This window comes from Gordonia amarae NBRC 15530 (assembly GCF_000241345.1).
Classification (GTDB): Bacteria; Actinomycetota; Actinomycetes; order Mycobacteriales; family Mycobacteriaceae; genus Gordonia; species Gordonia amarae.
Window position 1 is genome coordinate 147,535 of record NZ_BAED01000033.1, and the last position, 12,340, is coordinate 159,874.

The 12,340-nt window shown below is 66.9% G+C and carries 13 protein-coding genes and 1 tRNA gene; 6 read left to right on the forward strand and 8 right to left on the reverse strand.

Going from position 1 to position 12,340, the window contains the following annotated elements; translation table 11 throughout:
* Positions 1-75: 75 nt before the first annotated feature.
* The 5 genes from GOAMR_RS09265 to GOAMR_RS25115 all read left to right on the forward strand — a co-directional run bounded on the left by GOAMR_RS09265 (position 76) and on the right by GOAMR_RS25115 (position 2,719).
* A tRNA-Leu gene (locus GOAMR_RS09265) sits at positions 76-149 on the forward strand.
* A gap of 273 nt (positions 150-422) precedes the next feature.
* Positions 423-635 (forward strand): hypothetical protein, encoded by a 213-nt coding sequence (locus GOAMR_RS09270; protein ID WP_005186095.1) that lies wholly within the window; start codon positions 423-425, stop codon positions 633-635.
* Between the two features lie 54 nt (positions 636-689).
* Positions 690-851 carry a hypothetical protein gene (locus GOAMR_RS25110; RefSeq protein ID WP_005186099.1) on the forward strand — a complete coding sequence of 54 codons (162 nt, stop codon included), beginning with the start codon at positions 690-692 and terminating at the stop codon, positions 849-851.
* Between the two features lie 68 nt (positions 852-919).
* Positions 920-2,347 (forward strand): aldehyde dehydrogenase family protein, encoded by a 1,428-nt coding sequence (locus GOAMR_RS09275; RefSeq protein WP_005186102.1) that lies wholly within the window; start codon positions 920-922, stop codon positions 2,345-2,347.
* A 195-nt stretch (positions 2,348-2,542) separates the two neighbouring features.
* Positions 2,543-2,719 carry a hypothetical protein gene (locus tag GOAMR_RS25115; protein ID WP_005186104.1) on the forward strand — a complete coding sequence of 59 codons (177 nt, stop codon included), beginning with the start codon at positions 2,543-2,545 and terminating at the stop codon, positions 2,717-2,719.
* A gap of 104 nt (positions 2,720-2,823) precedes the next feature.
* Here GOAMR_RS25115 and GOAMR_RS09280 read toward each other — a convergent pair whose 3' ends face one another.
* Positions 2,824-3,759, reverse strand: coding sequence for an LLM class F420-dependent oxidoreductase (locus GOAMR_RS09280; protein WP_005186105.1), 936 nt, complete (start codon positions 3,757-3,759; stop codon positions 2,824-2,826).
* A gap of 10 nt (positions 3,760-3,769) precedes the next feature.
* Positions 3,770-4,768, reverse strand: a complete 999-nt coding sequence (locus tag GOAMR_RS09285) for a cation diffusion facilitator family transporter (RefSeq protein WP_005186108.1) — start codon at positions 4,766-4,768, stop codon at positions 3,770-3,772.
* Between the two features lie 109 nt (positions 4,769-4,877).
* Here GOAMR_RS09285 and GOAMR_RS09290 point away from each other — a divergent pair, with 109 nt between their 5' ends.
* Positions 4,878-6,656, forward strand: a complete 1,779-nt coding sequence (locus GOAMR_RS09290; protein ID WP_005186111.1) for a YibE/F family protein — start codon at positions 4,878-4,880, stop codon at positions 6,654-6,656.
* A 24-nt stretch (positions 6,657-6,680) separates the two neighbouring features.
* Here the strand turns inward: GOAMR_RS09290 and GOAMR_RS09295 are convergent, their stop codons facing one another.
* The 6 genes from GOAMR_RS09295 to GOAMR_RS09320 form a co-directional block, all read right to left on the reverse strand.
* A complete protein-coding gene (locus GOAMR_RS09295) occupies positions 6,681-7,601 on the reverse strand; it encodes a hypothetical protein (protein ID WP_005186114.1) in 921 nt (306 codons plus the stop codon).
* Between the two features lie 136 nt (positions 7,602-7,737).
* Positions 7,738-8,499, reverse strand: a complete 762-nt coding sequence (gene ehuA, locus GOAMR_RS09300) for an ectoine/hydroxyectoine ABC transporter ATP-binding protein EhuA (protein WP_083836907.1) — start codon at positions 8,497-8,499, stop codon at positions 7,738-7,740.
* 67 nt (positions 8,500-8,566) lie between these two features.
* Positions 8,567-9,211 (reverse strand): ectoine/hydroxyectoine ABC transporter permease subunit EhuD, encoded by a 645-nt coding sequence (gene ehuD / locus GOAMR_RS09305; protein ID WP_005186119.1) that lies wholly within the window; start codon positions 9,209-9,211, stop codon positions 8,567-8,569.
* Entirely contained in the window at positions 9,208-9,936 is a 729-nt protein-coding gene (gene ehuC, locus GOAMR_RS09310; RefSeq protein WP_005186121.1) for an ectoine/hydroxyectoine ABC transporter permease subunit EhuC, read from the reverse strand. Before ehuC ends, ehuD begins: the two co-directional genes overlap by 4 nt.
* Before the next feature lie 20 nt (positions 9,937-9,956).
* Entirely contained in the window at positions 9,957-10,793 is an 837-nt protein-coding gene (gene ehuB, locus GOAMR_RS09315; protein WP_005186124.1) for an ectoine/hydroxyectoine ABC transporter substrate-binding protein EhuB, read from the reverse strand.
* Positions 10,794-11,164: 371 nt separating this feature from the next.
* Positions 11,165-12,337, reverse strand: coding sequence for an LLM class flavin-dependent oxidoreductase (locus tag GOAMR_RS09320; RefSeq protein ID WP_040514781.1), 1,173 nt, complete (start codon positions 12,335-12,337; stop codon positions 11,165-11,167).
* Between the last annotated feature and the right edge of the window lie 3 nt (positions 12,338-12,340).

The following is a 12,340-nucleotide window of genomic DNA, read 5'->3' on the forward strand; positions in this document are numbered from 1 at the left end:
CCACAGGACCCACGACCCAGCGGTCGCCGGACCTGACCTAGCCTGGTAGTCACCGAGCCGCACGGCGCGGCATGCGCCCCCATAGCCCAATTGGCAGAGGCAGCGGACTTAAAATCCGCCAAGTGTCGGTTCGAGTCCGACTGGGGGCACAGGTCAGGCGTTTTACCGGTTCGTCTTCGGCATCTGTGTCATGCGCGATGCCGGGTCACCGGGCGTCACCGGCGATCGCTACTGTGTGAGCAGCATCGCCCACACATCCGAATTGGAGGTCACACCATGTTTGAACAGGCAATTTGGAACTTTATCAAGTCGCAGCCGGCCATCTACGCCTTCCTCGCCGACGCGATGAGCCAGGTCTTCTGACCTGACGTCCAGCAGTCTGGCACCGGCCCTGTCCGGTGCCCGGCTCAGGCGTTTTCTCCGTGAGAACAATCACCCTCGCGGCGGCCGACGGCGGCGCCGCACTGCTCACCCTCGGTATCGCCCTCTACGCCGCGATCATCCTGATCTGTGTCGGACTCTGCGTGCACGGACTCGCCCACCACCGTCGACAGCTGGTCATGGGATCGGCCGCGGCCGTGGTGACACTCAGCGTCGCGGGGGTCGTGGTGGCGGTCCTGAGCAGCAGCGGCTGAGAGCGGCATTCGTCCCGGCTTGCGCGTTCATCTTCGCCCCGTAGTATCCGGCTCATGCTCGAAGATCTGAACAAGGCCGCCAAGAAGATCGGCCTCCACGTCGCGGCTGCGAAGAAGGACGACCTCTACACGATCCGGAAGATCAAGAACGGCAAGCAGGTCGCCAAGAACGTCACCGCGGACGAAGTGAAGAAGATCCTCAAGAAGCACGGGTGATCGGCTGCGCAGTACTGTGATGGGTGGCATATTCGCTTTGTCACGTCACAGTCGCCGGAGGAGCATCCATGCGCGAGATCACCACGTTCTACATCGACGGAAAGTGGGTTGAGCCCAGTAACCCCGTCCTGTTGGACGTCATCAACCCAGCCACCGAACAGGTCGCCGGTCACGTTGCCCTCGGCAACGCGCAGGATGTCGATACCGCCGTCGCCGCCGCCCGCCGCGCATTCGCCACCTGGAGCCAGACGACGGTCGCCGAACGCGTCGACCTTCTCAACGCCATCGTCGCCGAGTACCAGAAGCGCATGGGCGATCTTGCCGCCGCCGTCACCGAGGAGATGGGTGCACCCGACGCCCTGGCCGCCGGCGCGCAGGTACCCATCGGTCTCGCCCACCTGATGACCGCCGCGGCGCAGCTGCCCGGCTACTCGTTCACCGAGGACCGCGGCACCTCCCGCGTCGTCAAGGAACCGATCGGCGTGTGCGGCTTCATCACGCCGTGGAACTGGCCACTCAATCAGCTCACCTGCAAGATCGCACCCGCCCTGGCCACCGGCAACACGATGGTGGTCAAGCCGTCGGAGGTGGCCCCGTTCAGCGCCGCGATTCTCGCGGAAATCATTGAGACAGCAGGTCTTCCGGCGGGCGTGTTCAACCTCGTCAACGGCGACGGACCCGGCGTCGGTGCCGCGCTGTCGAGCCACCCGGACATCGACATGGTCTCGTTCACCGGCAGCACCCGGGCGGGTATCGAGGTGGCCCGCTCCGCAGCCCCGACGGTCAAGCGCGTCGCGCAGGAACTCGGCGGCAAGAGCCCCAACGTCATCCTCGACGACGCGTCGCTCGCCAAGAACGTCATCGGCGGCGTGTTCGGCGTGATGAACAACTCGGGCCAGTCGTGCAACGCCCCCACCCGCATGCTGGTCCCGGCCTCCCGCATGGACGAGGCCATCGAGGCGGCGCGCTCCATCGAGGACAAGCTGACAGTCGGCGCACCCGACAGCGGAGCCCGCCTCGGACCGGTCGTGTCACAGCCCCAGTTCGACAAGATCCAGACCCTCATCCAGTCCGGTATCGACGCCGGTGCCACCGTCGTGTTCGGCGGCACCGGACGTCCCGACGATCTGTCGGCCGGCTACTACGTGCGGCCGACGGTGTTCGCGAACGTCGACAACGACATGGAGGTCGCCCGCACCGAGATCTTCGGCCCGGTACTGGTGATCATCGGTTACGACGACGTCGAGGACGCGGTGGCCATCGCCAACGACACCGAGTATGGTCTGGCAGGCTATGTCTCGGGCGACGACACCGACGCCGTGCGATCGGTCGCCTCCCGTATCCGGGCCGGGCAGATCTTCATCAACGGTGCCGCACCCGATCCGGCCACGCCGTTCGGCGGGTACAAGCAGAGCGGCAACGGTCGCGAGTGGAGTGACTACGCCTTCGACGACTTCCTGGAGGTCAAGTCGCTGCTCGGCTACGCCGCGGGCTGATCCGGGCACCGCCGGTCGCCGTGTCCTCCGTCTGGACCAAATGTTTACGGATGTGCACCGTTTTCGCCATAGCGCTTTATACCCCTGATCAGGCTCGGTATAGTCGGCCAAAGCCCCGGTTGAGGGGATAGTTATGGCACTGACGTCTTGCACGCCAAGGCGACCGGCAGCCACCAACGATATCGAGGAGTAGCAGTGAAGAAACGAATCGCCATCGGATTGGGCACGGCTGCAGCGGCCTTCGCAATCACCGGAGCCGTTGCCCCCACCGCATCTGCGGCACCCGTCGAGAAAGAGCCGTACTACTCGATCGGTTCGGTCAGCGTGTGCGTCCACATCCCGGTCGGACAGTTCCGCATCTCGATCTGCTGATCGGATCCACCCAGTCGCAAGGACAGAACACCGATCCCCTGCCGGCCTCGGCAACGGGATCGGTGTTCTGCATTCCGGGAGTGTCCCATTCCGGCAAGTGACCCCTACGCCGGATTGAGGTGCGGTGCAACCTCGTCCGCGACCAGCGCCAGGTGGTCGAGGTCGGACAGGTCCAGCACCTGCAGGTAGATCCTGCTGATGCCCGCGGACCGGTACTGTTCGATCTTCTCCACCACCTCGGCCGGTGTGCCCGCGGCACCGTTGAGGCGCAGTTCGTCGACCTCTCGGCCGATGGCGCCCGCCCGCGCCGACAGTTCGGCGGCCGTACGGCCCACGCACAGCACCAGCGCCGCGGAGTAGACCAGGTCCGACGGGTCGCGGCCGACCTTCTCACAGGCCGCGCGCACCCGGGCCACCCGCTGCTGCGCGACATCGGCCGACTCAAACGCCACATTGAACTCGGCCGCATACCGTGCCGCGAGCGCCGGCGTGCGGGCCTTGCCCTGACCGCCGACGATGATCGGCGGATGCGGCTTCTGCAGCGGCTTGGGCAGGGCGGGCGAATCGGTCAGCGTGTACCGGGCTCCGTCGAAGGAGAACCGCTCACCTGCCGGCGTCGACCAGAGTCCGGTGATGATCGCCAGTTGCTCCTCGAGCCTGTCGAATCGTTCGCCAAGCGGTGGGAACGGGATGCCGTAGGCGGCGTGCTCGGCCTCGAACCACCCCGCACCGAGGCCCAATTCGACACGGCCGCCGCTCATCTGGTCGACCTGCGCGACGCTGATCGCGAGCGGCCCCGGATACCGGAACGTCGCCGAGGTGACGAGGGTGCCGAGCCTGATCCGCGTGGTATCCCGGGCCAGTCCGGCCAGGGTCACCCAGGCGTCGGTCGGTCCCGGGTCGCCGGGCACGTTCATCGCGAGATAGTGGTCGGACCGGAAGAAGGCGTCGAAGCCGAGGTCCTCGGCCGCCACCGCCACCCGCGACAGATCGTCGTAGGTGGCGCCTTGCTGGGGTTCGGTGAAGATTCTCAGTTGCACGCTCGCCAACCTACGCCGACCCCGGCGCCAGCGACGGCTCATCGGGCGTGGCCAGCGTCAGCACCGCCTCGACCACCGAGTCGATGCCCTCGATCTGCGCCTCGATGTCGCGCAGCCGCACCGCGAGATCGTGTTCGGCGAGGTCTCCGACGATGTCGACGGCCGCGACCAGGTAGTACTGCTCGGGACCGACGTACTCCAGATGCAGGTAGGTGACGCGTTCGATCATCGGATGCTCGAGCAGGTGCCGTAGCGCCAGTTCCCGGCGGGCGGGCAGCGCGGGCTGCCCGATCAGGAAGTCGCTGTTGCGCATGATCAGGAAGACCGCGATGAACGCGAGCAGCACACCGACGAGGATCGAACCCGCCGCATCCCAGGCCGCCTGGCCGGTGGCCTCGTGCAGCCCCATACAGATCGCGGCGATCGTCAGGCCGAGGAGCGCGGCGGCGTCCTCCACGAATACCGCCCGCAGCGTTGTATTGGAGGTGCGAATGATGTACCGGACCGGATGCATCGACAGCCGCTGCCCGCCCGAGCGCGCCGCCCGCAACGACTGCAAGAACGAAATGCCTTCCAGTACAAAGGATATCGCCAGAACGATATATCCGATCAGGTATTCTCCGCCCTCCTCCGGATGACGCAGCGACGTGACGCCGTGCATGATCGAGACCACCGCGCCCACCGTGAACAGGCCGAACGCGGCGAACATCGACCAGATGTAGGTTTCCCGGCCGTAGCCGAACGGATGGCGGCCGTCCCGCCCCCGTGCCCCCCGTCGTTCGGCGATGAGCAGGAATACCTCGTTGCCCGAGTCTGCCCACGAATGCGCGGCCTCGGCGACCATCGCGGCAGAGCCGGTCAGCAGTGCCGCCACCGACTTGGCCACGGCGACCAGGACGTTCATCACGAAGGCGACGACCACGGTGGTCAATGACTCATTGCCCGCGTCCGGCGCTGTGGCACCCTCCGCCTGGCCGGTTGCCGGCCACTGATCCTGTTCGTCGCGCATCAGCCGATCGTCTCACGCCTCCGGGGACCAGGCCGGAATCCGCGACGGCATGCCCGGACCGGGATATGCGGATCCGACCGGCGGCACCGGAATCCTCTAGGGTGGCCGCGTGACCCCATCTCGCCCCGCACGGCCAGGCAACCGCAGCAGCGATCCCGGACACGATCATGCGGGCGGACACTCGCATTCGCACGGGCATTCCCACGACCTGTCGGCCATCGCCGCGAACTTCTCACCGCTGGCCCGCTACATCGTCATCGGCGCGCTCAGTCTGATCGGACTCGCCGTGGTGGCCGGAGCGGTCGTGTTGTGGCCGTCCTACACCGATCACCCGATCCCCACCCAGTTCCGGGCCGCGGACGGCGGTTCGATCGTCACCGTCGACGCCGAGATCTTCGAGCAGCAGCGGGCGAACTGTCTCAATCCGCTCAGCGGAACAGTCCAGGACACCGCGGACATCGCGTTGGAGAACGCGGGCGCCGGCCCGTGCATCCAGAACATCGTCAAACTGACCTCGGGACAGCACAAGGGCCGGTTCACGCTGCTGGAGGTGCCGACGAACCGGGCGCAGTCGGGTCAGGGTCCCGACAGCAAGGCAGTCGACAAGGACATGCTGGACAAACCGCAACCGGGTCAGCCGACGCTGCATCTCGGCGACAAGATCCGCGTCGCGGTCACCCCGACACCCGACGGCAGCATCCGCTACTCGTTCTTCGACTTCCGTCGCGGCACACCGACGATCATCTGGGCCATCGCCTTCTTCGCGGCAATCGTGCTGGTGGCGTCGTGGCGCGGACTGCGCTCGATTCTGGGTCTGGTCTTCGCGTTCGCCGTCCTCGGCTTCTTCACGTTGCCCGCGATCCTCGAAGGCAGTTCACCGGTCGCGGTCGCGGTGGTGTCGTCGGCGGCGATCCTGTTCGTCGTGCTGTATCTGGCACACGGGGTCAGCATGCGTACCAGTTCGGCGTTGCTGGGCACTCTCGTGTCGCTGTTCGTGGCCGGCGCGTTGTCGGCACTGGCGATCACGACGATGAACCTGACCGGCCTGTCCGGCGACCAGACGATGAGCCTGCAGCTCTATCAGGGCAGCATCTCGATCAGCGGACTCCTGCTCGCCGGATTCATCATCGGCGCTCTCGGCGTCCTCAACGACGTCACCATCACCCAGGCCTCGGCGGCCTTCGAACTCGCCGCGGCGGGTGAACCCTCCCGCCTGGCGACGTTCCGCGCGGCGATGCGGGTGGGCCGCGACCATATCGCGAGCACCGTCTACACGCTGATCTTCGCCTACGCCGGCAGCGCGCTGCCCCTGCTGCTGCTGTTCTCGGTGGCCCAGCAGCCATTCGGTTCGCTGGTGACCACGGACGCGGTGGCCGTGGAGCTGGGCCGCTCGTTCGTCGGTGGTATCGCGATCGCGCTGTCGGTGCCGTTGACCACGGCGATCGCCGCCGCGCTCACCTCACCGGGCGGAGCACCGGCCGACACGCATACGCCGCACACCGACGACCCCACGGAGACCGAAGCCGACCGCGCCGAGCCGGTGTCCCGCCGGCCAGCACCCGCTGCGCGCCCGGCCGTGTCCCGTGGCCCGGTAGTGGCACCGGCCCGGGGAACACCCCGCGCACCCCAGAGCGCACCGGCCCACAAGCCCTCGCCCCAGAATCTCTCGCCCCAGAATCTGCCGTCCCAGAATCCGTCGTCCCAGACGGCTCCACCGGATCCGGTCGCGCGCACTCGCCGCGGGCCGCAGGCACCGGTTCCGCCCGGGAATCGGCCTTCCGCGCCCCGCCCTGCGGGCCCCGCGGCCCGGCCGGCGGTTCCGACCCCGCCGCCGGAACGCGGACCCGAACCACACCGCGCGCCGGGCAGGCACTCACGTCCGGACTGATCGCACTGATCCCCGGGGCGGCGCTCAGAGGAGGCCACACCGTCCCATCGGCAGCAGCCGCACGTTGCGGCCGAGCCAGGTGCCCATCCGGGTGAGCATGCGCGTGCCGTCGCTGAAGCCGCCGCTGCGGGGCACCGCGATCATCGACACCCCGACCTGTCCACGCTGCGTGGTGATGATCCCGAGCTGTCGCACGACGTACTTGCCCGTGTTGCTGCTGACCGGCCCCCAGCCGCCCTTGACCGCCGTTGTCACACCGGTCCGGGAGATCTTCCGGATGCCCCAGTCCTGATTGCTCTCGACCGTCGACATCAGCGACAGCAGGTGCGCGGTGCCCGCCATGCAGGGCAGGTTGGCCGCGAATCGTGACTGGTCGGCGACCGCCCACTGCGTGTACCCGGGGTACGAGTCGGGTCCGTCGATTTCCGAGCTGACGTGGGTCGTGAGGTCGTGGCCCTCGCGCAGCACTGCGGTCACCGCGTTGACCGACGCCTGGCCGCCGCCGAGACTCCCCCAGAGTTCCCCGGCCGCGTCGTTGTCGGAGGCCCGGATCGCCTTGGTCTCCCACCCCGGCACCTGTGCGCCACCGTGACGTTCGGCGGCCAGCGACACCGGCACCTTCAGGGTGGACCAGGCCCGGCCGGTGGTGAGCGTGCCGAAGCGGACCACGGCGTCGGTCCCGACGGGTGTGATGGCGAGGCCGACTCTGCCGGACCCGCGCAGCGAACGTTCGAGGGCGGTGAACATCTTGCGCAGCGCCCGGGTGTTCTTGGCCTGCGGGTTGAGGAAGTCCTCGACGGTCTGCCGGAGCTCGGCCACCGTCGGGAGTCTCGGCGGCACCGGCCTGCGGGGTGCGGCCGCCGCCCCACCCACCGACAGCACGGTCATCAACACCGCCACGCAGAGCGCACCGGCCACCACACAACGCTTCGCCACATTTGTCACATGAATCTCCTGAGTCACTTCAGTAACACAGTAGGCGGGCGGTGTATAACCCGGCCAGCCGAGAATCCGGCATCTACGACGGCGAGACCCAGGTGTGAGCCGACCGTTACCCAACCGAGTCTGAACTCCGATGGCGTCAGTGCGCGAGGACGGCCTTCAGGAACGCCTGGGTCCGTTCCCGTTCGGGGTGGGAGAAGATCCGCTCGGGGGTGCCCTCCTCGATGATCCGGCCCTCGTCGAACACCAGCACCCGGTCGGCGACGTCGCGCGCGAATCCCATCTCGTGGGTGACGATGAGCATCGTGATGTCGGTCGATGCGGCGATGTCGCGCAGCACGCCGAGCACGTCGGCCACCAGTTCGGGATCGAGCGCGGAGGTGACTTCGTCGAGGAGCAGGATCTCTGGGTCCATAGCCAGCGCCCGGGCGATCGCCACCCGCTGCTGCTGGCCGCCCGAGAGTGTCGACGGATGTGCGTCCGCCTTGTCGGCCAGGCCCACCATGTCGAGCAGTTCCCGCGCCCGGGCCCGCGCCGCTTCCTTGGACTCGCCCCGGACATGGATCGGGGCCTCGGTGATGTTCTCGATGACGGTCATGTTGGGGAACAGGTTGAAGTGCTGAAACACCATCCCGATCCGGGACCGGACCTCCCGCAGGTGCCGCGCGGACGCTTTGACCAGTGTGGTCCCGCGGTACTGGTGGGTCAGTGGGGTGTCCCCCACCCAGATCACGCCGCCGTTCACCGGTTCGAGCGTCATCAGCAAGCGCAGGATGGTGGTCTTGCCCGATCCGCTGGGCCCGATCAGCGCCACGCGCTCGCCGCGGGCCACCGTGAAGTCGAGATGGTCGAGCACCACATGCTTGCCGAACCGCTTGACCACCTGGTCGAAGCGGATCATCGGTTGCTCAGCCGCCTCGGCCTCCGGCTTGGTCATGGACACGGCCTGCTCGACGGAATCGTCGTTGTCAGTACGCAAGTGCTTTCTCCAGCCGTCTGATGAGGATCGAGGTCGGGTAACTGGCCAGCAGGAAGAGCACGCCCGCCATGGTGATCGGTTCGACGTACAGGAACGTACGCGCACCGTATTGCTGTGCGGCGGTGACCATCTCGACCACCGTGATCGCGAACAGGAACGGTGTGTCCTTGAACATCGAGATGGCGTAGTTGCCGAGCGCCGGCGCCGTGGCCCGCACCGCCTGCGGCAGGATCACCGCCCGCCAGGTGCGTCGCTGCGACAACGACAGTGCGTGCGCGGCCTCCCACTGCCCCTTGGGCACGGCGTCGATGCCCGCGCGATACACCTCCGCCATGTATGTCGAGTAATGGATTCCCAGCACCACGATGCCCACCTGCAGGGCCGTGAACTGCGTGAACGTGAAGTAGACGAAGAACAGCTGGACCACCAGCGGGGTCAGCCGGATGAACTCGGTGACCATCCGCAGCGGCACCGTGACCATCGCGGGGCCGACCCGCCGCACGATCGCTATCACCAGGCCCAGCGCGGCGGCGATCAGGAAACCGAGGGCGGTTGCGAGCAGGGTGATCTTGAACCCGTCCCACAGCACGGGAACACAGTCCGCGGCCCTGTCCCAGTCCCAGTCGAAACTCATCTGCTCACCCCCACGGTCTCATCGACCCGTTCCGGTCGCAGGCTGAGCACCTCGCGCAGCGTCGGACCGACGCCCAGCCGCGACTTGGCCCGCACCTCAAGCACATTCATCACCAACGTCAGCAGATAGGCGATGACGAAATAGATGATCAGTCCCATGCCGTAGGCGAACGCGGTCTCGGTGCTCTGCCGGAGCTGGCCGAGTTGATAGGTCAGATCGTGCAATTGGATGAAACTCGCCAGTGCCGACCCCTTGAGTAACTGGATCAGCAGGTTGTTCAGCGGTGGAATCATCTGCGCCCAGGCCTGCGGGAAGACAATCCGGTGCAGCCGTTGCCACCAGGAAAAGTTCAGTGCCACAGCGGCTTCCCGCTGTGCCGGCGCGACCGCGTTGAGCGAGCCACGCACCACCTCCGCGCCGTAGGCACCGTAGTTGAGGCCCAGCGCCAGGATCCCGCAGAACATGGGATCGAGCTGGTACCCCATCAGCGGCAGCACGTAGAACAGCCAGAAGAGTTGCACCAGAAGCGATGTGCCCCGGAAGAACTCGATGATCACCCGTGCGGTGCCGCGCACCAGGAGGGGTTTCGATCCCGCCATGACCCCGAGGACGAGAGCCAGCACGAAGGCCAGCACCGCGCCGCCGATCGTCAGGTAGAGCGTGGTCAGGATCCCCTCCCAGATGCGCGGCCACGCATCCAGGAATGTGTCGACGTTGTCGCCCACGCGCCGCTACCCGGCCGCGCTCAGGCGGTGCCCGCGCACAGGGATGCGGTGGTCAGCTTCGGATCCGGCAGTTCCTTCTCCGTGAACCCGAACTTGCCGACGATATCCAGGTACTTCTTGGGGTCGGAGGTGATCTTCTTGAGTTCGGCGTTGTAGGCGTCGCGGAGTTCGTCGTCGCCGGTCCGGAACACCGTCGCACCGGCGCCGACCTGCGGTTTTCCGTCGATCACGGCCACGAACGACGGGGTGACGTCGACGGCCGCCTTCGGGTTGTTCTTCTTCATCCAGTTCAGCGAGATGCCGGTCAGCGCGAACACATCCGCGCGGCCGGAGGTAACGGCGTCCATCCCGTCCTGCGGTGTGGCCACCTGCGTCTTGTTGATGCCCAGACTGTCGGCGTAGTCGGATTCGATGGCGCCGGTCATCGTGGCGAGTTTGACGCCCTTGGCCTTGACCGAGTCCATGTCGGTGAGCCCGTGCGGATTGCCCTTCCGAACCATCAGCGCCGTAGTGTAATTGAACTCGGGATCACTGAACGAGGCCTGCTTGCACCGTTCGGGGAGTATCGACATTCCCGCGCTGACCAGGTCAAACCTGTTGGCCTGCAATCCCGGGATCAACGAGCCGAAATCGACGTTGCGGCCCTCGACGCTCTTGATGCCGAGCTTGCCGAAGATCTCCCGGTGCAAAGCGACTGTCGCACCGGTCAACTGACCGTTCTGCTCGAACGAGTACGGCGCCTCACCCGCGAATCCCACTGTTACGGTGCCCTTGTCACGGAGCTTCTGCAGCAGGTCACCGTCGCCAGAGTCGGTGGACGTGCATGCGGTCAGAACTCCCGCGACCAGCGCACCCACCGATATCAGTGCTGCCGCACAACGCCTTCCACGCCACCGACGCGAAGTATTCCGATCACCGTGTGCGTTCGGTTCTCTCTGCGCCGAAGCATTCGGCGTTGCTTGCGAATTGGTTGCTCCGAGTCCCATGACCCAGCCTTCCCGATTGAGGTCGGACCCGGCTCCGGGAGGCACACAGCGTGATCGTGCTCGGCCCGGGTGCCCGGAGGGCACACAGCCCGACGGTCCCACTTGCTCCGCTCTTTCGTTCACCGAACGTAGCACGTTTGGGATAGCGCAACGGGAGCAGACACCGAACCGTAGTCTGATCACAATCAGGCATCGGGCCCACAGGCGGCCCGATCAGGGACCCGCTGTCGCGGGTGCGGCGCCTACGACGACGCCGCCCGCAACGGGGGCAGGAACGCGCCGTGGACGACGTCGCCGCCGGGCTCCTGGTCGATCAGCCCGAGCCGGGCCAGGTGCGGGCGCACCCCCTCACCGAAGTGATAGGCCTCCTCCAGGTGCGGGTAACCCGACAGCACGAAGTGGTCGAGTCCGAGCCGGTGGTATTCGGCGATCCGCTCGGCGACCTCCGCGTAGGAGCCGACGAGAGCGGTGCCCGCCCCGCCGCGCACCAGTCCGACCCCGGCCCACAGATTGGGGTAGATCTCCAGTGAGTGCGGGTCGGCGGCATTGTCGAAGGCGGCGCCCGAACCGTGCAGGTCGAGCATGCGTCGCTGCCCCTCCGACTCCGACCTGGCCAGGTTGGCCTGTGCCGCCGCCACGGTCTGCGGGTCCAGCCCGGACAACAACCGGCCGGCCTCGGCCCACGCCTGCTCGGAGGTCTCCCGGGCGATCACGTGCAGCCGGATGCCGTAGTCGAGGGAACGTTGCTCGCGTTCGGCGAGGCCGGCGATCCACGAGATCTTCTCGGCCACCGCGTCGGGCTTCTCACCCCACGTCAGGTAGGTGTCGGCGTGACGGGCGGCAACCGTGCCCGCCGCCGGCGACGAACCGCCGAAAAACACCTGCGGCAACGGATCCGGACGGCGACCGAGCACCGCGTCCTCCACCCGCACATGGCTGCCGGAGAAGTTCACCGGCTCGTCCGACTCCCACAACCGCCGCACGACGGTCAGGAACTCGTCGCCCCGCTCGTAGCGGGCCTCCTTGGTGAGGAAGTCACCGAACGCGCGCTGTTCGCTCGCCTCACCGCCCGTCACCACGTTGACGTACAGGCGGCCCTGCGAATGCCATTGGAAGCTGGCGGCCATCTGCGCCGCCAGCGTCGGACTGGTCAGGCCGGGCCGGAAGGCCACCAGGAACTTCAGCGTCTCGGTGGCGTCGATCAGCGCCGCGGTGGTCAGCCAGGCGTCCTCGCACCACAATCCGGTGGGGGTCAGCACGGCTTCGAAGCCGTTGATCTCGGCGGCACCGGCGAGTTGCTTGAGGTAGCGCAGATCGGCCCGGCGGTCACCGGACATCAAACTCCCGTGGCCACCGGCCATCAGGTTGCGGGAATCACCGTACGTGGGCAGGAACCAATGAAAATGCGCGGACACATC

What these genes read in the sequence shown, in the direction of transcription:
- ehuA (WP_083836907.1), bottom strand. Translation starts at nt 8,499, where the DNA reads ATGATCCGCTTCGACCAGGTGGTCAAGCGGTTCGGCAAGCATGTGGTG.
- GOAMR_RS09285 (WP_005186108.1), bottom strand. Translation starts at nt 4,768, where the DNA reads ATGCGCGACGAACAGGATCAGTGGCCGGCAACCGGCCAGGCGGAGGGT.
- ehuD (WP_005186119.1), bottom strand. Translation starts at nt 9,211, where the DNA reads ATGAGTTTCGACTGGGACTGGGACAGGGCCGCGGACTGTGTTCCCGTG.
- GOAMR_RS09275 (WP_005186102.1), top strand. Translation starts at nt 920, where the DNA reads ATGCGCGAGATCACCACGTTCTACATCGACGGAAAGTGGGTTGAGCCC.
- GOAMR_RS25110 (WP_005186099.1), top strand. Translation starts at nt 690, where the DNA reads ATGCTCGAAGATCTGAACAAGGCCGCCAAGAAGATCGGCCTCCACGTC.